This window comes from Planomonospora sp. ID91781, from assembly GCF_015711595.1.
In the GTDB taxonomy this organism is placed as follows: Bacteria; Actinomycetota; Actinomycetes; order Streptosporangiales; family Streptosporangiaceae; genus Planomonospora; species Planomonospora parontospora.
Genome location: NZ_JABTEY010000003.1, coordinates 64,654 through 90,071 on the forward strand (window position 1 = coordinate 64,654; position 25,418 = coordinate 90,071).

Genomic DNA, 25,418 nt, shown 5'->3' on the forward strand with positions numbered 1-25,418 from the left:
CCAAATTAACAGGCAGGCTCCCTGATGAAAAACGTCTTTTTCCGGCCGTGGACAATGGGCGGCATGAGGACCGCCACCCCGCAGCTGGCCCGAGTGATCAACGACCGCCTCGCCCTCGACCTCCTGCTCGAGCACGGGCCGCTGACCGCCCCCCAGCTCCGGGAGCTCACCGGCCTGTCCCGCCCGACCGTGTCCGACCTGATCGAGCGGTTGCAGGCGAACGGGCTGATCGCGGTCACCGGGGAGGCCGGGGGGGACCGCCGGGGACCGAACGCGCGCCTCTACGGCCTCGTCGCCGACCGCGCCCACGTGGCCGGCGTGGACGTGCGCCGCGACGCGGTCAACGTCACGGTCGCCGACATCACCGGCCGGACCGCCGGCTCGGCCGCGCGGCCCCTGCGGGCGGGCGACGACCTGGCCGGGACCGTCACCGGCGCGGTCGCGGAGGCGGCGGGACCCCGGGCCGTGCACGCGGTCGTGCTCGGCGCCCCCGGCCTGTTCCACCCGGCCACCGGGAGCCTGCTGACCGACAACGGCGTGCCCGGCTGGCGGCCCGACCTGCCGCGCGTCCTCGGCGCGGGCCTGGGCGCCCCCGTCACCCTGGAGAACGAGGTCAACCTCGCCGCCGTCGCCGAGCACCGCGCCGGGGCCGCCCGCGACCGCGAGGACTTCGTCCTGCTCTGGCTGGACGACGGGGTGGGTGCCGCGGTCGTCCTCGGCGGGCGGCTGCGGCACGGCGCGTCGGGGGGCGCCGGGGAGATCGGCTGGATCAAGCTGTCCGGAACGCCGTTCTGCGACCTGGTGGGCGCCGCGGCCGTCCGCGACATCGGCCGGGACGCCCTGGCCGCCAGGATCGCCGAGGGCGTCCTGGCCGCGGTCGCCGTCCTGGACCCCGGTCTCGTCGTCCTCGGCGGCCGGACCGGGCGCTCCGGCGGGCAGGACCTGGCGGAGCGGGTGGGCGGGCACCTCGCCGCGCTCTCCCCCGCCCCCACCCTGGTCCGCGCGAGCACCGTGGAGGGCAACGCGGTCCTGCACGGCGCCGTCTTCACCGCTCTGTCGATCGCCCACCGGGACGTCTTCGGCGGCCTGCCCGGCTGACCGCCGGTCACCCGACCGCCCGCCGGGACGCCTCCGGCCGCGTGTCCGGCCGGCGGCGGGCCGCCCGCCGGAGCGCCTCCGGTCAGCCGGAGCCCGCCCGCCGGGACGCCTCCGGCGGCATATCCGGATGGCGCAGGAATGGCCGTACGGCCACGCTCCCCATATCAGGGAATTCCCCGGCGGCCTCCTCCGCGGCATGAATCTTTCATCTGTTCCATGCTTTCCGCCACCCCTGCGAACTGGGCGTACTCCCCCGGAACGGCCCCGCCGGACCGCCTTTCGTTTACACCTTTGTGACGGCGGCTTAGAGTCCGATCCGCGTAAGCGCTTCGCTGCAGTCGATCGGTAAGTCCGCCATCCCCGAAAGGTCGGTCAGTTCAGTGCGCAATTGGCGAAGGATCGCTGTCGCCTGCGCGGTCACGTTCATGTCCGCGCTTCTCGCGGTCGTCCTCGTTCCGAGCTCGGCCTCGGCTCACGGTGCCATGATGGTGCCCGGCAGCCGGACCTACTTCTGCTGGCAGGACGGGCTCAGCCCGCAGGGGAACATCGTCCCCATCAACCCGGCCTGTGCGGCGGCCGTCGCCCAGAGCGGCGCCAACTCCCTCTACAACTGGTTCAGCGTGCTCCGCTCCGACGGCGCCGGGCGGACCCGCGGCTTCGTGCCCGACGGAGAGCTGTGCAGCGGCGGCAACCCCAACTTCACCGGGTTCAACCGCCCCAGCACCGAATGGCCGGTGACCCATCTGACCGCCGGGCGGCAGATCCAGATCAAGTACAACAAGTGGGCCGCCCACCCGGGCTGGTTCTACCTGTACGTCACCAAGGACGGCTACGACCCCACCAAGCCGCTCACCTGGAACGACCTGGAGGAGCAGCCCTTCGACACGGCCGACCACCCGAACAGCGTCGGCTCGCCGGGCACCAACGACGCGCACTACTACTGGAACGCCACCCTGCCTTCCGGTAAGTCCGGCCGCCACGTCATCTACTCGGTGTGGAAGCGCTCCGACAGCGCCGAGACCTTCTACAACTGCTCCGACGTCGTCTTCGACGGCGGCAACGGCGAGGTGACCGGCGTCGGCCGCGACTCGGGCCCCGACCCGGACCCGACCATCACCCCGACGTCGACCCCCACCGACGGCCCGGCCTCCTGCACCGCCTCCTTCAAGACCGTCAGCACCTGGTCGGGCGGCTTCCAGGGCGAGGTCACCGTGAGCAACCCCGGCTCCTCCGCCCTCAACGGCTGGACCGTCAAGTGGACGCTGCCCAGCGGGAGCAGCCTCAACAGCGTGTGGAGCGCCAGCCATACCGTCTCCGGATCCTCCGTCACGGCGAAGAACGCCGACTGGAACCGGGCGGTCCCCGCGGGCGGCTCGACCACCTTCGGGATGACCGGTAACGGCGCCCCCGGCTCCCCGTCCCTGACCTGCACCAGTCCCTGACCGATCCGGGTCCCGGCCGGCCCGCCCGGCCGGGCCCCCTCCCCTCCCGAGGAGGACAGCCGTGACGCAGGGGAAAGCCACCACGATCCTGGGCGCCCTCTCCCTGGGAGCCGCGGTGGCCCTGCTCGCGGCGGCCTGCGTCGGCGGCGGCGATCCCGCGGCCCGGCACACCGCCGCGCATCCGATGGTCCCGGCGGGCACCTCCGCCGCCCTTCCGGCGCCATCTCCCCCGGCGCCGGCGGGCGCGTCCTCCTCGCTCCCCGCCGACCCCTCGGCCCTGCCCGCGCCCCCGGCCCGCAGCTGCAAGGCCACGCTCAAGCTCGTCGAGACCTGGCCGGGCGGGTACCGCGCCGCCGCGACGATCACCAACACGGCCGACACGCCGCTGGGCGGCTGGTACATCCAGTGGGTCCTCCCCAAGGGCGCGACCATCACCCAGGCCTGGAACGGCACCCACATGCAGAGCGGCCCCATCGCGATGATCCACGCGCTCGGGGACGACAGGTCCGTCCTGGCACCGGGCGCCACCGCCGCCGACATCGGCTTCGTCGGCGCCGCCCAGTCGCCCCCCACCTTCACCGAGATCACCTGCGGCTGACCCCGGAAGGACCGGGCGGACCGGTTCCGCCGCCCACATCTACATCGGCGAGAAGGACTGCTGGGGCAAGGGCTGCGGCACCGACGCCACCCGGGTGATCCGCCGGTACGGCTTCGACCGGATGCGGTCGCACTCGATCGCGCTCTGGGTCGTCGCCGAGAACGCGGCCGCGACCCGGGTCTACGAGAAGGCCGGTTTCTCCGCGGACGGCAGAAGGCGCCATTCCTTCCGCCGCGACGGGAAATGGCACGACCACCTCATCATGACCCTCCTGGAAGGCGAGCCGACCGGCTGACGCCCGTACCCCCGGGAAAACATGTCGCGCCGGGCCGTCCCGGCGTGACACGCTCGGTCCGCAGAACACGGAAAGGAAACCGGAATGCGCCTCCGACGCCGAATGAACATGCCCGGGCGGGCTCGCATGTGACGATCGGCGATGTCATGTGCGAGCCGTCCCGGGCATTCGGACCGGGACGGCTCTTCGCATTCCCGGCGGGTGGGGGCGCTGGCGTGCCCGGCGGTTTCATAAGCCGCTCAAGGTGGGTTCGATTCCCACACCCGCCACGCGGCACCCGGCCTCCGCGGCGCACCGGTCATCCGGCGGGCAGGCGCACGGTGAAGGCGGTGCCGCCGCCCTCCCGGGGCGCGGCGGTGATCGTGCCGCCGTGCGCGCTCACGATGGCCTTGGTGATGGCCAGACCCAGCCCGGTGCCCTTGATCCCCGCCGCGCGGCCGCTGGAGGCCCGGAAGAAACGTGAGAACAGGTGCTCGTACTGCTCGGGCGGGATGCCGATGCCGTTGTCGGCGACGGTCACGGCGGCCATGCGCGGAGGGCCGCCGCCGCCGGGCGGAGAACCGCCGCCGTCGTCGTCCGGCGGGACGGCGGTGACGGCGACGGCGCCGCCGCCGGGCGTGTACTTGATCGCATTCGACAGCAGGTTGTCCATCACCTGGCGCAACCGCACCGGGTCGGCCCGCACGTGAAGATAGTGGGGCAGCTCGGCCGTCAGGGCGATGCCCTTGGCCTCCGCGGCCGCCCGGTGGTCTTCGACGGCCTGGTGGATCAGCCGGGTCAGCCACACCGTGCGGACCTCGACGGCCATCCGGCCGTCCTCCAGGCGCGCCAGGTCCAGCAGGTCGTCCACCAGGCGCTGCAGGTGCTCGCTCTTGCGGTCGATCACCTCCAGGAACGCGGCGTGCTCCTCCGGCAGGTCCGGTGCCCCGCGCAGCATCTCGGCGTAGGCGCGGATGACCCCGATGGGGGAACGCAGTTCGTGGCTGACCATCGCCATCAGCTCGTCCTTGAGCCGGTCCAGCTCCCGCAGACGGCGTACCTGCTCGCGTTCGCGGAGCAGCAGGCGCTCGCGTTCGTCGGCCAGCTCGCGGCGCTCGGTGATGTCGGTGGTGATGCCGTCGACCAGCAGGCGTCCGCCGTCACGGCGGGGGGTGGCCCGGCTCCAGACCCACCGGGTGACGCCGTCGATGCCGGTGAGGCGGTACTCGGCCTGGACGGCCCTGCCCGCGGACAGGGCCGAGTTGAAGTCCTCGAACGCCTCCCGGTCGTCGGGGTGGATGTAACGGGTCAGCACGGCGACGATGTCGATGTCGGGGAGCTGGCTGCCGAGCACGCCGACGGTGTTCGGGCTGCGGTACAGCAGCCGGAACCGGCCGTCGGGCAGGGCCTCCGACGTCCAGATGTAGTCGTCGATCTGGGCGACCACCTGGTCGAAGCGGTAGCGGGCGACCTCCAGGGTGCGGGTGAGGTCGTCGGCGCGGCGCCGCTCCGCGTACCGGCCCAGATAGGCGCAGACGCAGTCCAGCAGGTCGGCCAGTTCCTCGTCGGGTTCGGCGACCGCGTCGGTGAAGAGCGTCAGCACGCCCAGCATCTGACGCCCGCCGTGGACCGGCAGGCCGATCGCGGCGTGCAGCTCCGCCAGGCGGGCCTGCCGGACGCGGGCGAATGCCCGGGGGTCGGCCTGCAGATCGGGTGTCCAGATCCGCTCTCCGCCGGCCCAGACCCTGCCGGGCAGGTCCTCGCCGCGGGCGAGGGTGAGCGGCCGCAGGCCGGTGAACGCGGCCAGGTCCCGGTCGGGCCTGCTCCAGGAGGCGACGCGGGTGATCGAGGCCTGGTCGTCGTCGACCTGCCAGTACTCCCCGTAGCACCAGCCGAGGGCGCCGCAGATCGCGGCGATCACCCCGGCCGCGGCCTCCTCGGTCCCGCCGTCCTCGGCCAGCGCGCGGATCACGGCGCGCTGGGCGGCGCGCAGCACCGCGGTGCGGTGGGAGTCGGCCCGGCAGAGTCCGCGGGCGATCTCACTCTCGGCCACCGCGGCCAGGTCCTCCAGCGCCGCCAGCTGCTCCGCGCTCCACCTCCGGGCCGTGGTGTCGATCACGCACAGCGCGCCCAGGACGTGGCCGTCGCCGTGCAGCGGCATTCCGGCGTAGGCCTTCAGCGGCCCGTCCCCGGCCGTCTGCACGGCGTTCCAGCGCTCGTCGGCCGGGACGTCCGGCACGGTCAGCGCCGCACCGGTGGCGACGATGTGCCGGCACAGCGACTGCGACAGCGGCACCGGCTCCTCGCGCCACGGGCCGGCCGGTCCCGCCGAGCTGACGACGGCCTGACGGTCGGCGTCGACCAGCGACACCATCGCGATCGGCACCGACAGCCACCGGACCGCCAGCCGCGTCACCCGGTCCAGCGTCGGCGCCCCGGTCCCCTCCAGCAGGCCGGTGGCGTGGAGCGCCCGTATCCGGTCCCGGTCCTGGACGCGATCGTCCGTGCTCATCCCCTCACCCCGAAAGAGCACATACCCCTCAAACCGCACTTGTCGTCACGGCAATCCGGAGAGGCCGCCGACGCCTCCCGCCGTCCCCCGCCTGCCGGCCGGGATCCGTGACCTGACCGGAGAACCGGCGTCCGTACGGCGGGCGGGCCGATCCGCCCGCCGTACGGGATCGGACCTCCGGGCGGGCGGGGCGCGCGGTAGCTTGGGGGCGTCCATCACAAGGGGAAGAAGACCGTGACGACTTCTATTCATCAGCGGATCGCCGAAGAGCTGGGCGTGCGCGAGCGGCAGGTGCAGGCCGCGGTGGAGCTGCTCGACGGCGGGGCCACCGTGCCGTTCATCGCCCGCTACCGCAAGGAAGCCACCGGCATGCTCGACGACGCGCAGCTGCGTACGCTCGAGGAGCGGTTGCGCTACCTGCGCGAGCTGGAGGAGCGGCGCACCGCGATCCTGGAGTCGGTGCGGAGCCAGGGCAAGCTCGACGACGCCCTCGAGGCGCAGATCATGGCGGCCGACTCCAAGGCCCGCCTGGAGGACGTCTACCTGCCCTACAAGCCCAAGCGGCGGACCAAGGCGCAGATCGCCCGGGAGGCCGGGCTCGAGCCGCTCGCCGACGGCCTGCTCGCCGACCCGTCGGTCGACCCGCAGGCCGCCGCCGCGGCCTTCGTCGGCGAGGGGGTGCCCGACGCGGCCGCCGCGCTGGACGGGGCCCGCGCCATCCTGGTCGAGCGGTTCAGCGAGGACGCCGACCTGGTCGGCGAGCTGCGCGAGCGGATGTGGAGCAGAGGGCGGCTGGTCGCGGCGGTGCGCGAGGGCAAGGAGGAGGCCGGCGCGAAGTTCTCCGACTACTTCGACTTCGCCGAGCCCTTCACCAAGCTGCCCTCGCACCGGATCCTGGCGATGTTCCGGGGGGAGAAGGAGGAGGTCCTCACCCTCACCCTGGAGCCGGAGGAGGAGCCCACCGGCACCTACGAGGCGTCCATCGCCCGCAGGTTCGGCATCTCCGACCGGGGGCGGCCCGCCGACGGGTGGCTGGCCGACACCGTGCGCTGGGCGTGGCGCACCCGCATCCTCGTCCATCTCGGCATCGACCTGCGTATGCGCATGTGGCAGGCGGCCGAGGACGAGGCGGTCCGGGTGTTCGCCGCCAACCTGCGCGACCTGCTGCTGGCCGCCCCGGCGGGAACCCGGCCGACGATGGGGCTGGACCCCGGCCTGCGCACCGGGGTGAAGGTCGCGGTGGTGGACGGCACCGGCAAGGTCGTGGCGACCGACACGATCTACCCGCACGAGCCGCGCCGCCAGTGGGACCAGTCCCTGGCCACGCTCGCGAAGCTGGCCAAGGACCACGGCGTGGAACTGGTCGCGATCGGCAACGGCACCGCCTCCCGGGAGACCGACAGGCTCGCGGCCGACCTGCTCAAGCTGGTCCCCGGACTGACCAAGATCGTGGTCTCGGAGGCCGGCGCGTCGGTCTACTCCGCCTCCGCCTACGCCTCGCAGGAGCTGCCCGGCCTGGACGTCTCGCTGCGCGGCGCGGTGTCCATCGCCCGCCGCCTCCAGGACCCGCTGGCCGAGCTCGTCAAGATCGACCCCAAGTCCATCGGCGTCGGCCAGTACCAGCACGACCTGGCCGAGAGCAAGCTCTCCCGCTCGCTCGACGCGGTCGTCGAGGACTGCGTGAACGCGGTGGGCGTGGACGTCAACACCGCCTCGGCGCCGCTGCTGACCCGGGTGTCGGGCATCACCTCCGGCCTCGCGGAGAACATCGTCGCCCACCGCGACGCGTGCGGCCCGTTCCGCTCCCGCCGGGCGCTCAAGGACGTCGCCCGGCTCGGGCCCAAGGCGTTCGAGCAGTGCGCGGGCTTCCTGCGCATCCCCGGAGGCGACGACCCGCTCGACGCCTCCAGCGTGCACCCCGAGGCCTACCCGGTGGTACGGCGCATCCTGTCGGCGACCGGCGGCGAGATCACCAAGGTGATCGGCAACACCGCGGTGCTGCGCTCCCTCAGGCCGCAGGACTTCGTGGACGACACGTTCGGCCTGCCGACCGTCACCGACATCCTCTCCGAGCTGGAGAAGCCGGGCCGCGACCCCCGCCCGGCCTTCAAGACCGCGACGTTCAAGGAGGGCGTGGAGAAGATCTCCGACCTCACGCCCGGCATGCTGCTGGAGGGCGTGGTCACCAACGTGGCGGCCTTCGGCGCGTTCGTCGACGTCGGCGTGCACCAGGACGGCCTGGTCCACGTCTCGGCGATGTCGCGCACGTTCGTCAAGGACCCGCGCGAGGTGGTGAAGCCCGGTGACGTGGTCCGGGTGAAGGTGCTCGACGTCGACATCCCGCGCAAGCGCATCTCGCTCACCCTCCGCCTGGAGGACGAGGCCGCGGGCCGCTCCGAGCAGGGCGGCGGCCAAGGCGGCCGGCGCGACGGCCGGCCGGGGAACCGCCGGCCGGAGGGCGAGGGGGAACGCCGGGGAGACGGCCGGGAGCGCGGCGGGCAGCAGCGCGGCGGCCAGGCCCGGGGCGGACAGCAGCAGGGCGGCCGGCCCCGGGGAGGCCAGCCGCGCAACGCGCCGGGCGGTGCCATGGCCGAGGCCCTGCGCCGCGCCGGTCTCGACGGCGACGCCCGCGGCCGCTGAAGCCGTACGGCCGCCGCCCCGCCGGGCGGCGGCCGTACTCACCGGATGCCCGCCGGATGTCCACCGCGTGCCCGTCGGCCGCCGCCGGCCGCCGTCGGCCGCGGTGTCCTGCTCCGGGCGCGGTGTCTCCTGTCGCGAGGTCAGCGGCGGAGGTAGAGGTCGCGCAGCAGGGCGATCTCGGCGCCGTGGTGGACGACCTCCCGGTTGATGTGCAGGACCAGCGCCGCCATCGGGTGGTCGGCGAACGGCCCCTCGGCGGGCCCGCACGGACGGCCCAGCCCTTCAGCGCCGAGCCCCCGCACCCCCTCGATCCAGGCCGCGTAGGCCCCGTCGAGCATGTCCAGCGCCTCACCCGCCGTCCCCGCGTACGCGAAGCCCTGGTAGTCCGTCGGCGGCCCGCCGAAGTGCGCGGCGTTCCTGACGCCGAGGACGCCCACGATGAGGTGGCCGAGCCGCCAGGCGATGGTCGTCACCGGCGCCGGATCCGGCTCGGGCCAGGCGTAGTCGATGACGAATTCACCGGCTCCGACGCCGCGGTCCGGGTCGGCCGGGTCGCGAGGGCGGACGTTCCAGCATCCGGGGACGGGCTCCCACAGGTATTCGTCGTCGCTCAGGCCGTCGAGGCGCCGCCGCAGCTGGTTCTGCCAGTGCCAGTCGAGCTGGTCGACGAGTTCCCGGTTCCAGTCGATGGTCATGCCTGCGATGCTACGAGCGGACGCCCGTCTCCGTGCGCGCGTGCCCGCCTCCGATGGCGCCCGGCGGGCACGGGCCGTACCGCAGGACGGGCCGCACGATCCCGCCGCCGTACGGCCCCGGCCCGCACTCGGGCTCTGATCCCCGGACCCGGGGATCAGAGCAGGCGCCGGATGTCGCCGTAGGCGCGGTAGAACCCGCCGCGCCCGGAGGAGCGGACGCCCTCGACGAGATAGCGGGCCCCGGCCTCGCGTACGTTCTTGGGGAACTGCACGTTCCACCGGGAGTCGTAGCCCTCGCTGACCACCCGGACCCGGAGCCGCTCCCCCTCCCGGAAGCACTCCACGACCACGCCGCCGTCCGCTCCGGCCGCGCCCGCCGAGACGCTCTCCACGGAGACGGTCTCCAGCGCCGTCTCCGGCTCCACCGCGGCCAGCCCGGCCGCGGCCTTGACGTCCACCGGCTCGGGGACGGTGCCCGACTGCGCCGCCCTGATCGCCTCCTCGGTGGCGTCGATGCAGGCCAGGGTGCCGTCGGTGGTGACGATGTAGAGGCGGTCGTCGAGGTACTGCATCGAGAAGGCGGAGCCGCAGCCGGTGGCCAGCTTCCACAGTCGCGTGCCGTCGGCGGCGAAGCAGTAGACGGAGGAGTGGTTGTCCCCGGCGAAGACGTACCGGCCGTCGGGGGCGGTGGCGCAGGAGAAGACGGAGCCGTCGCAGCGGTAGACCGCCTCGCTCCGGCCGTCGGACTTGCGCAGGCGGTGCACGGCGCCGCGCGAGGTGCCCGCGTAGACCGAGCCCTCCTCCTGCCAGCCGAACAGCACCTCGCCCTGCACCCCGGTCCGCCAGACGGGGGCGCCGTCGGCGGCGTCGTAGCGGGCCACGCCCGTGGACGTGCCGTGGTAGACGGCCTCGTCGTCGCAGCGGACCATCCAGCCGGAGTCGCCCTGGCCGCCGCGCGCCCACTGGAACTCGTCCTCGTGGTCGATGGTGGTGACGCGCCCGGCCCGGTCGGACACGCCGAGCACGCCGTCGTGGATGTCGAGCCAGTAGATGTCGACGTCCTCGGCGATCTCGTAGGCGACCCGGGGCACCTTGCCGCTGAGGTCGTAGACCTTGCCGTCGTCGGCGCCCGCGTAGATCCAGAAGTCGTCGGCGACGATGCACTTGACGCCGTCGGGCAGCCGGAACCGGCCGGTGACCGTGCCGCCGTGGGTGACGGTGTAGACATCGCCCCGCTGGTTGCCGACCCAGCAGCGCTCGGCGTCCACGAAGATGCCGAAGGCCGCCGCGCCGCTGGCGAAGCGCCACAGCACCGGAGCCTGCTCGGCCGTGGAGCGGGAGCTGACCATGCTGCGCCGGGTGACCGCCCGGGCCTGGCGGACCCCGCGGACCGCCGGGGCGTAGCCCTTGCGGACCTTCTCGCCGATCTTCTTCGCCGCGGCGGCCTCGGCCTTCTCCGCGGTGGCGAAGGCCGACACCTTGGTCTGCCCGCTCTCCCCGATCCGGCCGTAGCTGATCGTCACCTGCGTCCCGTCGAGCACCACCTCGTAGAACTTGTGCGAACCGCCGCCGTCCTCGGACAGTTCCAGGTAGGTGCTCCGCGCCGCCATGTCACGCCTCTTTCGTTGATCGACTTTCGGCGGAGCGTACGGCAGGCGAGCGACAAAACCATAGAAGTCAGGAGAAGTACCGGCGCGGGTTGTCCACCAGCATCCGGTCGATCTGCGCGTCCGTCACCCCGGCCTCCCGCAGCGCCGGGAGCACGTCGTCGTGGATGTGGTCGTAGCGCCAGTCGGGTGCGGCCTGGGTCAGCACGTCGTCCCACGCGCCGCCGAAGTAGTCCATGAAGCAGGCGGCGTCGTGGCTGAGCACCATCCGGTCGGCGTATCCGCGCTCGCAGAGCGCCGCGACCGTCGCCACCCGCTGCGCCGTCGGGTTGTACAGCTCCAGCCCGAACCGGTCCATGCCGAGCGTCGCCCCGGTGTCGGCCAGCCGCATCAGGTAGTCCAGGTCGTTGCTGTCGCCCGCGTGCCCCACCACCACCTTGGTCAGGTCCACGCCCTCCTCGGCGAACAGGTCCAGGGCGGGCAGCCCGCTGCGCGTCCCGGAGTCCGTGTGGACGGTGATCGGCGCGCCGGTCCGCACGTGGGCCTGCGCCACGGCGCGGCAGATCCGCTCGACGCCCGGGGTGAGTCCCCTGCTCTCGACCACGCACTTGAGGAAGGCCGCCCTGACCCCGGTGTCGGCGATGCCCTCGGTCAGGTCGCGGGTGAAGTCCTCGGTCATCGGCTCCGGCATGTCCAGCAGCAGGCCCGGCCCCCGGTGCTCGTACTGGTGCGGGACCTCGTCGTAGGAGTAGAGCCCGGTGGCGACGATGATGTTGATCTCGGGCACCTGCTCGGCCACCCGCCGCACCCGGGGGATGTACCGGCCCAGCCCCCAGACCGTCGGGTCGGCGATCGTCCGCACTCCCTTGGCGGCGACGGCCCGCAGCTTGGCGACGGCGTCGGCCACCCGGACGTCCTCGTCCCACCAGGAGCCCCTGCCGTAGTTGTCCAGGTGCTCGGTGGCCAGGACGAAGACGTGCTCGTGCATGAGGGTCGGCCCCAGATCGGCCGCGGGCACGGGCCCGAGCGCGGTCTCGACGGCGGGGCCCGTCGCGGAGCTGACGGTCGACATGCGCATCCTCCACACCCGTTGCGTACCGACTGGTCGGTGCCGTGACCGTAGATCCGCGGGGCGGGGGCCGTCAACGGTCACCGCGCCCCGCGCCCCGGTGCCCCCGCGCCCCGGTGCCCCCGCGGCGACACCCTGCGGTCACACGAACTCCTCGACGCGGACGGCGTGCCGGTCGTCCCCGAAAGCACCCGTGCGTTGCCGAGGGACGGTTCCGGCCGCCCCACCGGCCGCCGGGACCGGCCTCCCACGGCCGCGGACGGGCCCGCTCCCCAGCACCAGCCCGAGCATCGCCAGCACCGCCACCTCGGAGACGACCACCAGCCGCTGGATCGCCCCGGTGGGCACGCCGGCGGGCTCGAGGCCGAGCATCCGCACCACGTACGGCACGACCACCAGGACCAGCACGCCCAGCGAGGCCAGGCTGAGCGCCTTCACCGCCCTGGCGTACGGCCGGCCCTCGTGCCGCCGGGCCAGGATCAGGCCGGCGACCGGCATCGCCAGGAAGGCCGCGAAGGCGGCGTAGCGGTGGATCCCGCCGGACATCGAGAGCGGAACCCCGGGCCGGTCGGTGGGGAAGGCCCCGACCAGCAGCATGCACAGGCCCCAGACCCCGACCAGCAGCGCCGCCTTGCGGTCCTCGCCGCGGCGGGCCAGCAGCACGGCGAAGGCCGTCGCGCCCACCGCGAAGAGCGTCAGCGAGGTGGGCAGCAGCCAGCCGTCCGGCTCGAACGCGTACTCGCTGATCACGGTGTGCAGCGGGTCGAGGCCCGCGGCCATGTGCAGCCCGATCATGGACACGGCCCCGGCGCCGATCGCCGCGTAGCCGAGGAGCATCGTCCGGGTCCCGGAAGTCTCTGTGCCTGCTGTTCCTGCCATGGCTCAACCATCGCGGCGGGCCAGGTCACGGACCATCCGAGATGATCCCCAGGGATCCCTGAGCGCCCCCGGAGGAACCCCGGGAGGGGGTGGGGCGGGCGTCAGGGGGATGCCCCCGGCAGGAGGCCCGTGAACTGCGCGAAGACCGCCCGGGGTAGGGTCCGCCCCCTCAGGGTCGGCGCGCCGGAAGGGGGCGGCTTGACTTGGAGTGCACTCGAAGGTGCACGGTGGTGCCCATGGGCATGACGGGCATCACCATCCAGGAGGCCTCCCGGACGTCCGGGCTGAGCGCGCACACGCTGCGCTACTACGAGCGGATCGGGCTCGTCCCCGAGGTGGGACGCGACGCGGCGGGGCACCGCAGTTACACCGGCGCCGACCTCGCCTGGCTGGAGTTCCTGACGAAGCTGCGCAGGACCGGGATGCCGATCGCCGACATGTGCCGCTACGCCGAGCTCGTCCGCCGGGGACCGGAGACGGCGGCCGAGCGGCGGCGGATCCTCCAGGCGCACCGGGAACGGGTCCTGGAGCGCATCGCCCAGCTCAACGGGGACCTCGCGGTCCTCGACCGGAAGATCGACATGTACTACGGGATGGAGAGCTCTTGACTTCCTCCCCCGCCCTAAAGGCGGGGGATTCCAGCGGTCGCCCGCTGGGGTTCCTGCTTCACCGACGACCGCCCCGTCCGGGAGGACTCCCGTTGAGGTCTTACACCGTCTCCACAGGCAGACGCCGCCAGCCCGGCGGCCAGGATGTTGCGTGCCGCGTTCACGTCGCGGTCATGCACGGTGCCACAGTCGCACGTCCACTCGCGGACGTTCAGCGGCAGCTTCTCGCGGATCGTGCCGCAGGCTCCGCACAGCTTGGAGCTGGGGAACCAGCGGTCGATCACGACGAGTTCGCGCCCGTACCAGGCGCACTTGTACTCCAGCATGGAGCGCAGTTCCGTCCACGACGCGTCCGAGATGGCTCGCGCGAGCGAGTGGTTCTTCAGCATGTTGCGGACGGTGAGGTCCTCGATCACGACCGTTTGGTTCTCACGGACGAGTCGAGTGGTCAGCTTGTGCAGGAAGTCGCGGCGGCGGTCGGCGATCCGCGCGTGGACGCGAGCGACCTTGCTGCGGGCCTTCTCTCGGTTGGCCGAACCCTTCGCCTTCCGGGACAGCTCACGCTGCGCGCGGGCGAGGCGGGCGCGGTCACGCCGCTCGTGCTCAGGGTTGGCGATCTTCTCCCCGGTGGACAGGGTCACCAGGGACGTGACCCCGGCGTCGATGCCAACCGCGTTCGTAGTGGCGGGCGCGGGCGCGATGGAGTCCTCGCACAGCAGGGACACGAACCAACGCCCGACCGCATCACGGGACACCGTCACGGTCGTAGGCTCCACGCCTTCGGGCAGGGGACGCGACCAGCGGATGTCCAACGGGTCGGCCATCTTCGCCAGCGTCAGCTTCCCGTCACGCCACTTGAACGCACTACGGGTGTACTCGGCCGACGCACGGGACTTCTTCCTCGACTTGAAGCGCGGGTACTTCGCACGCTTGGCGAAGAAGTTCCCGAACGCGGTCTGAAGGTGGCGCAGCGCCTGCTGGAGTGGGACGGAGGACACCTCAGCCAGGAAGGCAAGCTCCTCGCTCTTCTTCCACTCGGTGAGCTCCGCCGAGGACTGCACGTAGGAGATTCTGCGCTGCTCGCCGTACCAGGCCCGCGTGCGCTCCTCCAACGCCTTGTTGTACACGAGGCGGACGCAGCCGAACGTGCGGGACAGCTCAGCTGCCTGCTCGTCCGTGGGGTAAAAGCGGTACTTAAAAGCCCGCTTGACCTGCTGCGTCATGCCTCACATCGTATCAGTTTCCGTGTGAGCGGCGGGTTTCGGCCGGTGGCCGTAGACGCCGAATCGCCCTGGCGGCGATTCGCCTTTCCCTGCCCCGCTATGCGGGAGCTTCGTTTCCTCCCCGGCCTGAAGGCCGGGGTATCCACGAAGGAGGCCCCATGATGAACAAGCGACGTCTCGGCACCGGCGGCCCGGAGGTGTCCGCGCTCGGACTCGGCTGCATGGGGATGTCGGAGTTCTACGGCACGGCCGACGAGTCCGAGTCGGTCGCCGTCATCCACCGGGCGCTGGAGCTCGGGGTGAACTTCCTCGACACCGCCGACATGTACGGCATGGGCCACAACGAGGAGCTGGTCGGGCGGGCGATCGCCGGCCGCCGCGACGAGGTGGTGCTGGCCACCAAGTTCGGCATCGTCCGGAGCGCGAACCCCGCCGAGCGCACCATCGACGGCAGCCCCGAGTACGTCAGGAAGGCCTGCGACGCCTCCCTGCGCAGGCTCGGCGTCGACCGCGTCGACCTGTACTACCTGCACCGCCGGGACACCCGGGTGCCGATCGAGGAGACCGTCGGCGCGATGGCCGAGCTCGTCGCCGCCGGCAAGGTCGGCCATCTCGGCCTGTCCGAGGTGAGCGCGGAGACGCTGCGCAGAGCCCACGCGGTCCACCCGATCGCCGCGCTGCAGAGCGAGTACTCCCTGTTCACCCGCGGCATCGAGCAGGAGATCCTGCCGGCCGCCCGGGAGCTGGGCGTCGCGCTGGTGGCCTACTCGCCGATCAGCCGGGGCCTGCTCGGCGGGACCCTGCCGCCCGCCGGGGAGCTGCCCGACGACGACTTCCGCAAGCACCTCCCCCGCTTCACCGGGGAGAGCGGGGCGCGCAACGAGGCGCTCGTCGCGGAGGTCCGGAAGATCGCCGACGAGGTGGGCTGCACCCCGGCCCAGCTCGCGCTGGCCTGGCTGCTGACCCGGGGTGAGGACGTCGTCCCGATCCCCGGCACCAAGCGGCTGCGCTACCTGGAGGAGAACGCGGCGGCGGCCGGCATCGAGCTGACCGCCGACCAGGTCGCCGCCCTGGAGTCCGCCGTGCCCGCCGAGGCCGTGCTCGGCGACCGCTACCCGGACATGTCCTCCATCGAGCAGTGATCCGGGCACGGTGCGGGACCGGGCACGGTGCGGGACCGGGCACGGCACGGACGCCGGGGCCCGGCCGTACCACGCGTCGTCGAGGCGCGCTCCGATCCTTCATCCGCCTGAAGATGGATTTCAGGGGTGAAAGATCCCTCTACGCTCTGTTCCCATGAGTCACCGCCCGCCTCCCACCGTGGTCGACTGGACGGTCGCGGTGGCCGTCGCGCTGTTCGTCGCGCTGTTCGTCGCGGTGACGGTGTCGGTCACCGGGCCTCCGGGAGCCGGTGACGTGGCTGTCGCGCTGCTGGTGCCCGTCGCCTCGGGCGGCGCGGGCGTCGCCGTACGCCGCCACCGGCGGCTCGCGGTGCGCGCGCGGGAGCTCGCGGTGCAGGCGGAGGAGCGCGGCGAGCTGCTCGCCCGGGAGGCGGTGACCGAGGAGCGGGTCCGCATCGCCCGGGAGCTGCACGACGTCGTCGCGCACAGCGTCAGCGTGATGGTCATGCAGGCGGGGGCGGCGCGGCTGATGCTCGACCCCGGCCAGGCCGCCCAGCGCGAGGCGCTGACCGTGGTGGAGGAGACGGGGCGCGAGGCGGTGGAGGAGCTGCGCCGCATGGTCGGGCTGCTCCGCACCGGACCGGACGGGGAGGGGCTCGCCCCCCAGCCCGGCCTGGCCCGGCTGGACGACCTGGTGGAGCAGGTCCGCGCGGCGGGGCTGGAGGTCGCCCTGAGCGTCGAGGGCGTGCCCTCCCCGCTCCCGACGGGCCTGGACCTGTCGGCCTACCGGATCGTCCAGGAGGCGCTCGCCAACACCCTGCGCCACGCCGGCCCGACCAGATCCGAGGTGACGGTCGCCTACCGGCCCCGGATGCTCTGCCTGGACATCGTCGACGAGGGCCCGCGCGACGGCCGCGCCCCCGCCCCGGCGGGGACGGGCCACGGGCTGATCGGCATGCGCGAGCGCGTCGCCCTGTTCCACGGGCGGCTGTCCGCCGGCCCCCTGCCGGAGGGCGGGTACGGCGTGCGGGTCTCCCTGCCGCTGGCCGGGCGGATGACGGTGGTCTCCTGACCGTCTCCGCCCTGCCCGCCGGCGACCGGGCGGCGATCCGCCGCGGACCCGGAGCCGTCATCGGCGCCCAGCCGGACCTCCGGGTGGCCGACGTGGCCGCGGACGACCGGGAGGCGGTGGAGCCCGCGCGAGCCGCCGGGAGCGTCAGCGGCGGAACCGCTCCGCGATGGCGTTGAGGCTCTCCGCCAGCCCCGCCAGTTCCGTGGCGGCCGCCTCCGTGTGAGCGGCGCCGTCCCGGGTGGTGCGGGTCGCCTCGGCGAGGCTCAGGATCGAGCCGGTGATGTCGTCCGAGGACCGGGAGACCACGTCGATGCCGTCGCCGATGGAGCGGGTGGCCTGACTCTGCACCTCGATCGCGGTGGCGATGGAGCGCTGGATCTCGTCGATGCGGTTGATCACCGATCCGATGCGGCCGATCGCCTCGATCGCGTCCTCGGTCCCGCCGCGCATCGCCGAGACCTTGCTCTCGATGTCCTCGGTGGCGGCGGCGGTCTCCTGGGAGAGGTCCTTCACCTCGCCGGCGACGACGGCGAACCCCCTGCCCTGCTCCCCCGCCCTGGCCGCCTCGATCGTCGCGTTCAGGGCGAGCAGGTTCGTCTGCCGCGCGATGGAGTTGATCATGTTGACCACGGCGCCGACCTCCCCGCTGGAGGCCCGCAGCCCCTCGATCGTGCGGTTCGTGGTCGCGGCCAGCTCCACCGCCTCCGCGGCGACCTCGACGGCCTCGGCGACGGCGCCGTTGATCTCGCGGATGGAGCCCTGCAGGCTCCGGGCCGCCTCGTGGGTCGTGCCGACGCTCCGCCCCACCTGGTCCACGTTGGACGAGGCGCTGTGCGCCTGGTCGGCCGCGGTGCGCGCGCCGCCCGCCAGTCCCCGGCTGGTCTCCGAGAGCCTCCCCGAGGCCGAGATGAGCGCGGCGGCGTTGTCGGCGATCTCGCCGATCGCCTCACGGACCGTGGTGACGACCTCGTCGATGCTTCCGGCGAGGTCGGCGAGCTCGTCCCCGCCGCCGATGTCCGCGCGCGCGGTGAGGTCCTTGCCCGCCAGCGCCTTCATCGCTTGCACGCAGGCGTCGACCCGCCGCGACACGCGGCGCGCCAGCAGTACGGCGGCGCCGCCCAGCAGCACGGCGGCCAGTCCCGCGGTGGCCAGGGTGAGGGCCTTGGCGTCGGAGGCCATCGCCTCGGCCGCCTCGGAGGACTCGTCGGCCTTCTCCGCGATCGACCGCGCCAGTGCGGGCAGCGCCTCGTCGAACCGGGCGTAGCGGCTCTCGAAATCCGGCCGCGCCCCGGCGGCGCCGACCTGCCCGGGATCGCTGACGACCCGGCTGGCCAGGGTCACCACCCGCTGCCCGGCGGCGATCATCTCGTCGACCGTGCCGTCGAGCTCGGCCACCCGGGGAGCCAGCTCCGGCCGGGCGCCGACGACGTCGGCCAGGCCCGCGCGCAGGTTCGCCACGTGCGTGCCCAGCCGGTCCAGCACGGCCTGCCGCTCCGTGCTGTCGCGCGTGGTCAGCGCGTTGAGCACGTCGCCCCGGAACGCCACCCGGGCGCTGTCGGCCGTGCCGACGGCCCGCAGGGCCGTCGCCGAGGCGCGGGCCGCGGCCTGCGCCTCCTCCAGCCGGGAGATGCCCCGGTGACCGATCAGGCCGGCCGCGGTGACCAGGAGGAACCCGGCGGCCGCCAGGGCCAGGATCTGGTGCCGGATCGTGAGTCTCATCAGTGCCTCTCCGCTCTCTCGCAGCATGGATCGGCCGACGATCGACGGAGCTGAGGACTCAGGTGACGCAGGTCACTGCCGATTCCCCTGTCAAGAAGCGACAGCTCCACCGAGTACCCAGGGACGTCCCATGCGCCTGACCCCATGGCTCGCGGCTCTCACCGCCGGCTTCGCCCTCACCGGATGCTCCACCGGCCCGGCCGCGCAGGAGGCCGCGCGGACCCCCGCCCAGGTCTCCTCCGCCCGCGCCCACGTCCCCGACGACATCCGGCGGGCGGGGGTCCTGGTCATCGGCTCCGACCTGTCCTACGCGCCGATGGAGTTCACGGAGGGCGGCGAGCAGAAGGGCTTCGACGTCGACCTGGCCCACGCCGTCGCCGCCCGGCTCGGCGTGCGGGCGGAGCTGCGGCAGACGTCCTGGGGCGACCTGCTGGGCCACGTGGAGTCCGGTGAGGTCGACGCCGCCATGGCGTCCATCACCGACACCGCCGAGCGGCAGGCCCGCGTCGACTTCGTCGACTACCTCAACGTCGGCTCGGTCGTCGTCGCGAAGGGCGCGCTGGACGGCGAGGGGATCACCGCCCTGTGCGGGCGGCGGGTCGCCGTCCCGGCGGACACCATCTACGTCGGCCTCGCCCGGGCGCAGGACGCCCGCTGCCCCGCGGGCCGGAAGATGACCGTCGTCACGGTCGGCGCGCTGGCCGACTCCAAGAAGGCGGTGCTCGCGGGCAGGGCCGACGCCTACCTGGAGGACTTCCCCCCGGCCGCGGTGGCCGTCCGGGAGAACCCCTCGCTGCGCATGTCCGGCGCGCAGATCGAAGCCGCGCCGTACGGCATCGCGATCGGCAAGAATCGGGGCACCCTGGCCAAGGCCGTCCAGCTGGCGCTGTACGAGCTGTTCCGCGACGGCACCTACGACGCGCTGCTGGAGAAGTGGGAGATCGGCGAGGGCTCGCTCAAGACCGGCGCCGTCAACGGCGGCGCGTGAGCCCCGGGGTGCCCGGACCGTCGGCACGTGAGCCCGGGGTGCCCGGACCGGTGGCAGACCTCCGGCCCGATGGCCGCTGACCAGTGAGAACATCGTGACCCGGAAGCGATCTGCGGGGATTACCCTCCGTTGACATGAAGAGTAAGAAGCTCGCCGTCGTAGGCGTGGCCACGGCGGCGGCACTGGCCGTTCCCGCGGCCGCCTCGGCGTCCTCCCCCGAGAAGTCCGTGACGGTGACCGTGATGGGCACCTCCGACCTGCACGGCAACACCCTCAACTGGGACTACTTCAAGAACGCCGAGTTCGCCGACGGCAAGGGCAACCACGTCGGCCTGGCCAAGGTCTCGACCCTCGTCGACCGGGTCAGGGCCGAGCGCGGCGCCGGCCGGACCCTGCTGTTCGACTCCGGCGACACCATCCAGGGCACCCCCCTGGCGTACTACTACGCCAAGATCGAGCCGGTCAGCGAGACCGGGAGACTCCACCCGATGGCCCGCGCGATGAACGCCATCGGCTACGACGCGGTCACCCTGGGCAACCACGAGTTCAACTACGGCCTGCCGCTGCTGGCCACCTGGGTCAGGCAGATGAAGGCCCCGGTGCTCGGCGCCAACGCCGTGCACGCCAGGAGCGGCCTGCCCGCCTACCAGCCGTTCGTCATCAAGACCATGAAGGTCAGGGGCGAGAAGCCGGTCAAGGTCGGTGTGCTCGGCCTGACCAACCCGGGCGTGGCGATCTGGGACAAGGCCAACGTCGAAGGGAAGCTGCGCTTCACCGACCTGGTCGCGAGCGCCAGGAAGTGGGTGCCGGTCATCCGCGGGCTGGGCGCCGACGTGGTCGTGGTCACCGCGCACGCGGGCGACAACGGCCTGTCGTCCTACGGCGGCGACCTGCCGGTCGAGAACGCCTCGGCGCTCGTCGCCGAGCAGGTCCCGGGCATCGACGCGGTGCTGTTCGGGCACGCGCACAACGAGGTGGCGCAGAAGTTCGTCACCAACAGGGCCACCGGCCGGCAGGTGCTGCTGTCCGAGCCGGGCAAGTGGGGCCAGCGGCTGAGCGTGCTGGACTTCACCCTCGCCAAGCAGCGCGGCCGGTGGGTGGTGACCGGCAAGTCCTCCACGCTGCTGAACACCAACACCGTGGCCGAGGACCCGAAGATCGTCGAGCTCATGAAGGAGCAGCACGACACCACGGTCAAGTACGTCAACACGGTCGTGGCCCAGTCCAGGGAGCAGCTGTCCGCGGCGGAGTCGCCGTACAAGGACACCCCGATCCTGGACTACATCCAGAAGGTGCAGACCGAGACGGTCGCCAAGGCCCTGGAGGGCACGGCCGACGCCGCCCTGCCTGTGCTGTCGATCTCGGCGCCGTTCAGCCGGAGCGCGGTCTTCCCGGCCGGGCCGGTCAGCGTCCGCGACATGGCGGGCCTGTACATCTACGACAACACGCTGATGGCGGTGAAGCTCACCGGCTCGCAGCTCAAGGACTACCTGGAGTACTCCGCCCGGTACTTCAACCAGCTCGCGCCGGGCGCCCCGGTGGACCTGGCGGCGCTGACCAACGCCGGCGGGACCCCCGACTACAACTACGACCAGCTGGCCGGCGTCACCTACGACGTCGACGTCGCCAAGCCGGTCGGCCAGCGCATCGCCGGCCTGTCCTACCAGGGGCGGCCGGTCGCCGCCGACCAGCAGTTCGTGGTCGCGATCAACAACTACCGGCAGTCGGGCGGCGGCGGCTTCCCGCACGTCACCACGGCCCCGGTGGTCTACAACGCCCAGGTGGAGATCCGCCAGGCGCTGATCGACCACGCCACCGCCACCGGCACCATCGACCCGGCGGCCTTCGCCGAGGCTAACTGGAGGCTCACCCGCGACGGCACGCCGCTCTTCTAGCGGTTCCCGCCCGCGGAGGTGAAGGGGCGGCCGGTCCTCCGGCCGCCTCTGCACCGGTTCCGGCCAGGGGCCTTTCCTCGTTCCCGGCCGGAGGCGGGGTCGCGGTCCGGGCCACCGGACCGCCGTACGGGTCCCGCTCAGCGGGCGGGGCCGTCCTGGCCGAGCCCCAGGTCGTCCAGCTCCTTCAGCAGCGCGGACCTGGAGTCCTGCGGCAGGGCGGGCGCCTTCGCGCGGCGGCGCTCGCGGAACAGCCAACCGCCCACGAGGCCGCCCAGGAATCCGAACAGGTGGCTCTGCCAGCCGATGCCCTCCTGCGGCAGCAGCCCGACGAAGTAATCGGCGAAGCAGAATGCCATGACCACGCCCACCACGATGTCGATCGTGTTCCGGTCGAACAGCCCACGCACCAGGACGTAGCCGAAGTAGCCGAAGATGACGCTGCTCGATCCCGCGCTCACACTGCCGACGTCCGACGTGAGCCACGAGCCGAAGCCGCTGACCACGATGATGAACCCGGTCACGCCGAGGAACTTGACGACACCCCGGTAGGCGGCCAGGAATCCGAAGACGAACAACGGCCCGGAGTTGCCCTGCAGATGTCCCCAGTCCCAGTGCAGGAAGGGCGCCGAGGCGATGTCGGGCAAGCTGGAGAGCTCGCGGGCCTCCCTTCCGTGCTCGTAGGCCAGCCTGTAGCCCGAGAGCGCGTTGGGGATGTGCAGCGCCCAGATGAGGGCCAGGAAGCCGACCATGACCCAGAACGCCTTCCGGGCCTCGTCGATCATGATCTCGGCCGTGCGGCCCTTGGCTTCCACCCTGTTCCTCCCGGTTGTCCGTTTCCCGCAGCCGGACCAGTATCCGGGCACAAGGTCACGAATGCAGTCGGACCGCTCCCTCCAGCCCGCCGGACGGCGGGGAAGACGGCCTCCCACGCCCCGCAGGCGCAGGCCGGACCGGGGTCGGACCGGGCAGGGCCGCTCCCCCGCCGGGGCGGGTCAGCCCAGCCGGGCGGCGAGCACCTTGGCCCGGGCGAGCTGGACCTCGCGGGCCTTGCGTGCGGCGAAGTTCAGCAGCGGCCGGGCCCAGGCGTGCACGACGAGCGTGTCCTCGACCTCCGTCCCGTCCCCGGACTCCGCCAGCAGGAACCGGTAGTCCATCCGCACCCCGCCGGGACTGGTGACCTTCCCCTCCACGGCCGCCGGTGCGCTCCGCAGCGTCACCCTGATCGGGTTCTCGTAGGTGAGGCCGAGGACCTTGAACCTCTCCACCGCGACGTAGCGCGACTCGTCCTCCCCCTGCTGGATGTCGCGCACCGCGACGACCAGCGGCGAGAGCCCCACGTAGCTCTGCGGCTGGCTCAGGTGCGCCCGGAGCGCGGCCGGGGTGTTCCGAACGTGGAAGGTATGTCGCAAAGTAACTTTCGGCACCGATCTGCCCCCAAATAAAGATCTTTATGGGGAGACAGTAACGGGTTCGGCCATGTACCACCGGGCGTTCTTCTCACCTCGCGCGAGCGAGTCGAGGCGGCGGGGCAGCTCCCTGCGGGAGAAGGGATCGGCGGCGGCGTTGCGGATGTGGATGCCCACGGCGTACATGTCCCGCACCTCCATCAGCGTGGAGTAGCCCGGCCACGACCTCAGGTCGCTGCCGTAGGCGTCGGCGAAGGCGTCCACGTCGGCCGAGGTCAGCCCGAAGCGGCGCTGCCCGTGGTAGGTGTGGACCAGGTCCCACTCCCGGGGTCCGACCGCCACGCCGTCCCAGTCGCACAGGACCACGTGGCCGTCGGCGCAGCGGAGCAGGTTGTCGATCCAGGCGTCGCCGTGCAGCAGCACCGGCGGGCCGTCGGCGTCGAGGTCGGTCCAGCGGTCGGTCAGCTCCGCGATGCGCTCGCTCAGCCAGGCGCGCTGCCCTGAGGTGAGCACCGCCGAACGGCTCACCGCCCCGCGCACCTCCGCCAGCGGGTCGGCGAACCGCTTCAGCGGATGCGGCGGCACCGGCAGCCGGTGCAGGCTGCGCAGGATCTCGCCCAGCTCCGTGGTGGTGGGCCGGCCGCTGGCCGGGACGTAGTGCCAGAACGTGACGACCCGGCCGCCGTGCTCCACCGGCTGCTCGGAGATCTCGTCGGCCGGGCGCACCGCCGGGAACCCCTGGCCCGCCAGCCACCGGGCCACCGCGAGCACCACCGGCAGCCGGGCCCGCGCGCCGGGCGAGGTGGCGATCCGCACCACGATCTCGCTGCGCAGCTTGAAGACCGCGTTGCTGCGCACGCGCAGCAGCCGCGCGCCGCGGTGGTCGATCCCCATCCCGTCGCAGACCTCCCGCAGGATCGCGAACGCCTCCGCGGCGAGTGCGCTCATGAGCCCGCCGGAGAGGTGTCGGCGAGCAGGTCCGCCAGCCGGCGCACCGCCGGCGCCTTCCGCAGCCCCGGCCGGATCGCCGACAGCAGCGCCCGGGCCCGGTCCACCACGATCGAGGTGCGGTGCTCCGGCGGCACCTGGAGCAGGGCCTTCTCCGCCAGCCGGCAGCCCTCCTCCTCCTGGCCGCCGCGCACCCGGTGCGCGGCCTGGTCGAGCAGGATCAGCACCGGGTCGATGGTGTAGGGGCCGGAGGGGCCGGGCGCCCAGTCGACCTCCTCCCCCAGTTCGATCAGCGTGCCGATCCGGTAGAACTGCAGTCTCCGCTCGGAGAAGCGGAACGCCAGGTGGTCGTGGCCCTCCGGAGGCATCCTGGCGAAGATCTGCTCGGCCTCGGCCAGCGCGACCCGGGCCGCCTTGTGCTCGCCCATCCTGGCCAGCGCCCGCGCCTCGGCCGCCGCGCCGAGCGCCGCCGGGGAGCTGGGAGCGTTCCCGGCCAGCATCCTGGCCTCGCGGGCCAGCCGGACCGTCTCGGTCAGGTCGCCGTAGTAGTAGGGCAGCATCGCCTCCTGGGCCCGGACCAGGGCGCGCAGCCGCAGGTCGCCCATGTCGTCGGAGGCGGTGCGGGCGGTGCCGTACCAGGCGTGGGCCTGGCGGGTGTCGCCGAGCTTCATCAGCGCGTCCGCCGAGAGCAGCGCGAGCATCACGGTGGCGTTGAGCAGCCGGCGCTGGAACATCGCGGGCTGCCGGGCGGCGACCAGCGTCCGCACGTCCGACAGCTCCAGCGTCAGCCGGTAGAGCATCGGCAGTGGTGCACTGGTGATGTACTCGCGCCGGTAGCGGACCACCTGCTCGTCGAGCCGGTCGAGCTGCTCCTCGGTCACGCTCGACACCGCCAGCGTGCGGTCCAGGTCCTGGCGGGCCCGCTCGACCTCGGCCATCAGCCGGCCGCTCATCGCGAAGCGCGAGCCGAGCAGCGCGTGGTGGAACAGCGCGCGCCGCTCGGTGTCGTCGTCACCGCGGCCCGCGGTCTCGTGCAGCGTGCGGGCCTCGCCGCCGGCGACCACCACCACCTTGGCGTCGTCCGCGCCGTCCTCGGCGTAGTCGCCGGCCAGGCCGAGCCGTACGGCGTTGGCGCGGTAGAGCCGCGCGAGCAGCTCGATGGTCTGCGGACGGGGGCGGGCGCGGTGGTTCTCCCAGGCGTTGAGCAGGTCGATGCTGGCCCTGGCCTCGCCGAGGCCCTGGCGCTCGCACAGCTCCTCCAGCTCGCGCACCGCCTCCCTGGCCGACCAGCCGCGGGCCAGCCGGTGCGCCTTGAGCAGGCTCACCCCGCAGCAGCCGTGGATCGCCTGCGCGGTCTGCCACGGAGTCCACTGCCGCGACTCCGCCTGCTCCCGCCAGCGTCTGGCGCAGGCGGGCGAATGTTCCCCTCGGGCCACGGCGCCCCTCCCGGTCGCTGTTCGCACAACATTAACGAGGGCGCACCGCAGAGTAATCAGACCTGTGCACCACAGTTCCTTTACCCGTGGTTTCCGCGCGGAATACCGGCGGGTTCCTCAGGTAATCCACGGTTCCGCCCTCCTTCCGGGGAAGGAAACCGATTGCCGTTCTGCTCTCCAGGCCGCAC

General features: G+C 72.8%; 21 protein-coding genes and 1 tRNA gene. 11 read left to right on the top strand and 11 right to left on the bottom strand.

Features of this window, described 5'->3' with window-relative positions:
- Positions 1 to 63: 63 nt before the first annotated feature.
- The 5 genes from HS048_RS30660 to HS048_RS30680 all read left to right on the top strand — a co-directional run bounded on the left by HS048_RS30660 (position 64) and on the right by HS048_RS30680 (position 3,702).
- Positions 64 to 1,098: an ROK family transcriptional regulator gene (locus tag HS048_RS30660; RefSeq protein ID WP_196469591.1), complete on the top strand. Its 1,035-nt coding sequence runs from the start codon at positions 64 to 66 to the stop codon at positions 1,096 to 1,098.
- A gap of 425 nt (positions 1,099 to 1,523) precedes the next feature.
- The gene (locus HS048_RS30665) at positions 1,524 to 2,540 is read left to right on the top strand and encodes a lytic polysaccharide monooxygenase (RefSeq protein WP_191898367.1); all 1,017 of its coding nucleotides are present in this window, start codon (positions 1,524 to 1,526) and stop codon (positions 2,538 to 2,540) included.
- Positions 2,541 to 2,601: 61 nt separating this feature from the next.
- Positions 2,602 to 3,138 (top strand): cellulose binding domain-containing protein, encoded by a 537-nt coding sequence (locus tag HS048_RS30670; protein WP_068903455.1) that lies wholly within the window; start codon positions 2,602 to 2,604, stop codon positions 3,136 to 3,138.
- A gap of 43 nt (positions 3,139 to 3,181) precedes the next feature.
- The gene (locus tag HS048_RS30675; RefSeq protein ID WP_307832741.1) at positions 3,182 to 3,433 is read left to right on the top strand and encodes a GNAT family protein; all 252 of its coding nucleotides are present in this window, start codon (positions 3,182 to 3,184) and stop codon (positions 3,431 to 3,433) included.
- A 196-nt stretch (positions 3,434 to 3,629) separates the two neighbouring features.
- Positions 3,630 to 3,702: transfer RNA gene (locus tag HS048_RS30680), tRNA-Met, on the top strand.
- A gap of 29 nt (positions 3,703 to 3,731) precedes the next feature.
- Here HS048_RS30680 and HS048_RS30685 read toward each other — a convergent pair.
- On the bottom strand, positions 3,732 to 5,924 hold the full coding sequence (locus HS048_RS30685) for an ATP-binding protein (protein WP_196469592.1): 2,193 nt from the start codon (positions 5,922 to 5,924) through the stop codon (positions 3,732 to 3,734).
- A 234-nt stretch (positions 5,925 to 6,158) separates the two neighbouring features.
- Between HS048_RS30685 and HS048_RS30690 the strand changes: the two genes are divergently transcribed.
- Positions 6,159 to 8,564, top strand: a complete 2,406-nt coding sequence (locus HS048_RS30690; protein WP_196469593.1) for a Tex family protein — start codon at positions 6,159 to 6,161, stop codon at positions 8,562 to 8,564.
- 140 nt (positions 8,565 to 8,704) lie between these two features.
- On the opposite strand, the gene HS048_RS30695 is transcribed toward HS048_RS30690, so the two are convergent.
- From HS048_RS30695 to HS048_RS30710, 4 genes are all read right to left on the bottom strand, one after another.
- Positions 8,705 to 9,259, bottom strand: coding sequence for a DinB family protein (locus HS048_RS30695; protein WP_196469594.1), 555 nt, complete (start codon positions 9,257 to 9,259; stop codon positions 8,705 to 8,707).
- A gap of 155 nt (positions 9,260 to 9,414) precedes the next feature.
- On the bottom strand, positions 9,415 to 10,869 hold the full coding sequence (locus HS048_RS30700) for a WGR domain-containing protein (protein WP_196469595.1): 1,455 nt from the start codon (positions 10,867 to 10,869) through the stop codon (positions 9,415 to 9,417).
- A 67-nt stretch (positions 10,870 to 10,936) separates the two neighbouring features.
- The gene (locus tag HS048_RS30705; protein WP_068903449.1) at positions 10,937 to 11,938 is read right to left on the bottom strand and encodes a phosphotriesterase; all 1,002 of its coding nucleotides are present in this window, start codon (positions 11,936 to 11,938) and stop codon (positions 10,937 to 10,939) included.
- 138 nt (positions 11,939 to 12,076) lie between these two features.
- Positions 12,077 to 12,814, bottom strand: coding sequence for a DUF998 domain-containing protein (locus HS048_RS30710; protein ID WP_084009022.1), 738 nt, complete (start codon positions 12,812 to 12,814; stop codon positions 12,077 to 12,079).
- 236 nt (positions 12,815 to 13,050) lie between these two features.
- Here HS048_RS30710 and HS048_RS30715 point away from each other — a divergent pair, with 236 nt between their 5' ends.
- On the top strand, positions 13,051 to 13,422 hold the full coding sequence (locus tag HS048_RS30715) for a MerR family transcriptional regulator (protein ID WP_068903446.1): 372 nt from the start codon (positions 13,051 to 13,053) through the stop codon (positions 13,420 to 13,422).
- 14 nt (positions 13,423 to 13,436) lie between these two features.
- Here HS048_RS30715 and HS048_RS30720 read toward each other — a convergent pair whose 3' ends face one another.
- Positions 13,437 to 14,645, bottom strand: coding sequence for an RNA-guided endonuclease TnpB family protein (locus HS048_RS30720; RefSeq protein WP_196469596.1), 1,209 nt, complete (start codon positions 14,643 to 14,645; stop codon positions 13,437 to 13,439).
- A 161-nt stretch (positions 14,646 to 14,806) separates the two neighbouring features.
- Between HS048_RS30720 and HS048_RS30725 the strand changes: the two genes are divergently transcribed.
- Together HS048_RS30725 and HS048_RS30730 are read left to right on the top strand one after the other, a co-directional pair.
- Positions 14,807 to 15,787: an aldo/keto reductase gene (locus tag HS048_RS30725; protein ID WP_196469597.1), complete on the top strand. Its 981-nt coding sequence runs from the start codon at positions 14,807 to 14,809 to the stop codon at positions 15,785 to 15,787.
- A gap of 154 nt (positions 15,788 to 15,941) precedes the next feature.
- Entirely contained in the window at positions 15,942 to 16,838 is an 897-nt protein-coding gene (locus HS048_RS30730) for a sensor histidine kinase (protein WP_084009021.1), read from the top strand.
- Positions 16,839 to 16,982: 144 nt separating this feature from the next.
- Here the strand turns inward: HS048_RS30730 and HS048_RS37740 are convergent, their stop codons facing one another.
- Positions 16,983 to 18,557, bottom strand: coding sequence for a methyl-accepting chemotaxis protein (locus tag HS048_RS37740; RefSeq protein ID WP_068903440.1), 1,575 nt, complete (start codon positions 18,555 to 18,557; stop codon positions 16,983 to 16,985).
- 130 nt (positions 18,558 to 18,687) lie between these two features.
- Between HS048_RS37740 and HS048_RS30740 the strand changes: the two genes are divergently transcribed.
- Complete coding sequence (locus tag HS048_RS30740; protein WP_196469598.1) at positions 18,688 to 19,545, top strand: ABC transporter substrate-binding protein; 858 nt, start codon at positions 18,688 to 18,690, stop codon at positions 19,543 to 19,545.
- A gap of 134 nt (positions 19,546 to 19,679) precedes the next feature.
- Positions 19,680 to 21,440 carry a bifunctional UDP-sugar hydrolase/5'-nucleotidase gene (locus HS048_RS30745; protein ID WP_196469599.1) on the top strand — a complete coding sequence of 587 codons (1,761 nt, stop codon included), beginning with the start codon at positions 19,680 to 19,682 and terminating at the stop codon, positions 21,438 to 21,440.
- A gap of 137 nt (positions 21,441 to 21,577) precedes the next feature.
- Here HS048_RS30745 and HS048_RS30750 read toward each other — a convergent pair whose 3' ends face one another.
- The 4 genes from HS048_RS30750 to HS048_RS30765 all read right to left on the bottom strand — a co-directional run bounded on the left by HS048_RS30750 (position 21,578) and on the right by HS048_RS30765 (position 25,230).
- Complete coding sequence (locus HS048_RS30750) at positions 21,578 to 22,252, bottom strand: rhomboid family intramembrane serine protease (RefSeq protein WP_196469600.1); 675 nt, start codon at positions 22,250 to 22,252, stop codon at positions 21,578 to 21,580.
- Between the two features lie 180 nt (positions 22,253 to 22,432).
- Entirely contained in the window at positions 22,433 to 22,849 is a 417-nt protein-coding gene (locus HS048_RS30755) for an SRPBCC family protein (RefSeq protein ID WP_230882381.1), read from the bottom strand.
- A 39-nt stretch (positions 22,850 to 22,888) separates the two neighbouring features.
- Positions 22,889 to 23,794, bottom strand: coding sequence for a phosphotransferase enzyme family protein (locus HS048_RS30760; protein WP_068903432.1), 906 nt, complete (start codon positions 23,792 to 23,794; stop codon positions 22,889 to 22,891).
- Positions 23,791 to 25,230, bottom strand: coding sequence for a helix-turn-helix transcriptional regulator (locus tag HS048_RS30765; RefSeq protein ID WP_196469601.1), 1,440 nt, complete (start codon positions 25,228 to 25,230; stop codon positions 23,791 to 23,793). Before HS048_RS30765 ends, HS048_RS30760 begins: the two co-directional genes overlap by 4 nt.
- Positions 25,231 to 25,418 lie beyond the last annotated feature (188 nt).

Excerpts from the sequence above, each read along its gene's own strand:
- HS048_RS30695 (WP_196469594.1), bottom strand. The coding sequence starts at position 9,259 with ATGACCATCGACTGGAACCGGGAACTCGTCGACCAGCTCGACTGGCAC.
- HS048_RS30660 (WP_196469591.1), top strand. The coding sequence starts at position 64 with ATGAGGACCGCCACCCCGCAGCTGGCCCGAGTGATCAACGACCGCCTC.
- HS048_RS30725 (WP_196469597.1), top strand. The coding sequence starts at position 14,807 with ATGAACAAGCGACGTCTCGGCACCGGCGGCCCGGAGGTGTCCGCGCTC.
- HS048_RS30730 (WP_084009021.1), top strand. The coding sequence starts at position 15,942 with ATGAGTCACCGCCCGCCTCCCACCGTGGTCGACTGGACGGTCGCGGTG.
- HS048_RS30740 (WP_196469598.1), top strand. The coding sequence starts at position 18,688 with ATGCGCCTGACCCCATGGCTCGCGGCTCTCACCGCCGGCTTCGCCCTC.
- HS048_RS30760 (WP_068903432.1), bottom strand. The coding sequence starts at position 23,794 with ATGAGCGCACTCGCCGCGGAGGCGTTCGCGATCCTGCGGGAGGTCTGC.
- HS048_RS30720 (WP_196469596.1), bottom strand. The coding sequence starts at position 14,645 with ATGACGCAGCAGGTCAAGCGGGCTTTTAAGTACCGCTTTTACCCCACG.
- HS048_RS30705 (WP_068903449.1), bottom strand. The coding sequence starts at position 11,938 with ATGTCGACCGTCAGCTCCGCGACGGGCCCCGCCGTCGAGACCGCGCTC.
- HS048_RS30685 (WP_196469592.1), bottom strand. The coding sequence starts at position 5,924 with ATGAGCACGGACGATCGCGTCCAGGACCGGGACCGGATACGGGCGCTC.
- HS048_RS30710 (WP_084009022.1), bottom strand. The coding sequence starts at position 12,814 with ATGGCAGGAACAGCAGGCACAGAGACTTCCGGGACCCGGACGATGCTC.
- HS048_RS30700 (WP_196469595.1), bottom strand. The coding sequence starts at position 10,869 with ATGGCGGCGCGGAGCACCTACCTGGAACTGTCCGAGGACGGCGGCGGT.
- HS048_RS30745 (WP_196469599.1), top strand. The coding sequence starts at position 19,680 with ATGAAGAGTAAGAAGCTCGCCGTCGTAGGCGTGGCCACGGCGGCGGCA.
- HS048_RS37740 (WP_068903440.1), bottom strand. The coding sequence starts at position 18,557 with ATGAGACTCACGATCCGGCACCAGATCCTGGCCCTGGCGGCCGCCGGG.
- HS048_RS30665 (WP_191898367.1), top strand. The coding sequence starts at position 1,524 with ATGTCCGCGCTTCTCGCGGTCGTCCTCGTTCCGAGCTCGGCCTCGGCT.
- HS048_RS30715 (WP_068903446.1), top strand. The coding sequence starts at position 13,051 with ATGGGCATGACGGGCATCACCATCCAGGAGGCCTCCCGGACGTCCGGG.